The sequence below is a fragment of the Lacticaseibacillus camelliae DSM 22697 = JCM 13995 genome, from assembly GCF_001311195.1.
GTDB classification, from domain to species: domain Bacteria; phylum Bacillota; class Bacilli; order Lactobacillales; family Lactobacillaceae; genus Lacticaseibacillus; species Lacticaseibacillus camelliae.
In genome coordinates this window covers 1-2,159 of record NZ_BBAJ01000140.1, presented here as the reverse complement: position 1 = coordinate 2,159, position 2,159 = coordinate 1, and the positions used below count along the sequence as shown (strand labels likewise).

Sequence of the window (2,159 nt, the reverse complement as noted above, 5' to 3'; positions counted from 1 at the left end):
ATCAGCGTCAGCTTCGGTGTTTCTTCAGGAACCGTCGTCTTGTCAGGTGTGTAGCCGTCTAAGCTGGGGGTCACTTCTGCATAGTTGCTTGAAGGTGTCGCTGACGTGATTTTGCCAGTCACGTCATCGGTTGTAATCGTCCAGTTGACGGTCTGAACATCTGACTCAGGAGCGCCATCCTTCTTACCATTAATTGTGTACTCGATGGTCCGAGTCGTGATGGCAGTGGACTCACTCTTGCCATGCTTAAAAGACACAGTAAACGTCTTCCCGTCATCTTCAAGAGCAAAGGTGAACCCATCTGGAATGTCATCTTTATCGAGTACATAACCTCGTTGTTCAATATCGGCAATCGCCTTATTAACGTCATCAAGGCCATTGACTTCGCCAGTCTTGCCAGTGATCTGTTTTGCTTTTTGGATTTCGTTACCAGTTGTCCCATCAACAAACTTGACAGTTGCGCTGTATGCTTTTTGAACATAGACAACCACATGAGTTTCGTTGCTGCTCGTGATGATCTGAGTCGTCTTCGCACCTGGGTCAACCAAGCTGTAGCCCTGGTCCGTCACCTTCTGAAGCGCATCCCGATAAGGTGTCGTTTCTTGAATGGTGACCGAGTGATTCAACTTGCCTTTGATTGCAGCCTGTCCCACAACGTTATTCGTGTTATCTTTATCAACAAAATCTACGTTGAGGGTGCCAACCGCATTATAGTGAAAACTGTTAAGTTTGAAAGTCTGAGCCGAATGCGCATCCCCTGTCGAAGCGCCAATGAAGAAGGACACTAGATGGTCTGCAGGAATGAAATCGGAGATGTTTTCCGTCCAAGTCAGGGTGTTAGCAGGAATAACGGTTTGCCACCAATCATCGCTTACACCTTGAGGTCTAGTCAGTGTCACTTTCAACGTATGACTGGCCGCATCATAGTGAACGTGCAAACCCGTATAAGACGAATCGATTTGTTTTGCAGAGTGCGCGTCGGTATCAATCGTGACACCGTTCGCATCAGTGTTCACGAATGCGCCAAACGCAGCCATGCCCTTCGGATCAGCGCCAAAATATGGTACGCCTGCGGGATTACGGTCATCGTCCTGTCCCACACCACCGTTGTAGTATGTGTCCGCTTTCCAGCCGAACGCGCCTGGCAAAGTGGCAAAACCAAGAGAACCACCCTTTTGGCCAACCTGATCAGTGCTGCCGGTGTGGAAACCAATTGATACCCCATCACCTTTTGAAACATTGATGGTGGCGTCCATATCAAAATCATAATCAAGGTCGATCTGAGTGTTCAGAGTTAAGTTACCTGATTGATTCTCTAAATCAGGTGTCAGCGTCACGATGGCAGATTGATCATCCGCCGACGTGGCAATCGAGGCGTTCCCATTGGCTTTAAAATTAGCATCGAGAGTCTTGCTAGAGCCATCCAGGTTCTTATTCTCGCTGTCATCAGTCGCTGCATCACTGGTTGCTGCATCACTAGAAGGTGCAGCGCTTTGGCTACCGTCTGTAGTCGGATCAGCAGATGTGGCATCTACGAACGCTTTTTGAGTAGGCGCAGCGTCAGGCGTTGCCGCCTTACTTGCTGCCGAGGTTGCTGTCAGCGGAGCAGCGCTGCTTGCAGCCGGCGCAGCGGAACTAGTTGAATCAGTCGCCGAAGAACTGGCCGAGTCAGTTTGTGCTGCGGCAGCACTCGGCGCCTCAGAAGCGGCGCTCGCAACTTGATCCGGGACCTGTTGGGTCGCCGTCACTGCGGCGTCATTCGTTGCAGCGGACACACTCTGGCCGCCAACGGTCGAAATCCCGATGCCAAGCCCGAAAGCAGCAATGCCCGCAACCAACCATTGTCTGCCGGCTTTATACATCTTGAAATGTACCTTAATCTCCCGATTGTTCATAATTTTCCCCCATATTTTATAAAAAAGAAGTGACTTATAGATAATATCTATAGCTACGTTTTCAATTATACGGGGTAGGAATATATAAGCAAATTAGAATGCTAAAAATTCATCGTCAACTACAAAAATTTTGTTTCTTTTATTTGCGATGTGTTCATTGCTGGAGCTGTTCAGGGTTGAAGGCCGACTTTCGTCAATGTGTTCTTTCCGAACGGCATAAATCCACATTTATCAAGGCGTCAATCGTCAAATCACCTCAATTTT

1 protein-coding gene is annotated in these 2,159 nt (G+C 48.4%); it reads right to left on the bottom strand.

What is annotated here, in order from left to right:
• Positions 1–1,895, bottom strand: a 1,895-nt coding sequence (locus tag JCM13995_RS13325; protein WP_054666539.1) for a lectin-like domain-containing protein, incomplete at its 3' end; no start/stop codon positions are given.
• Positions 1,896–2,159 lie beyond the last annotated feature (264 nt).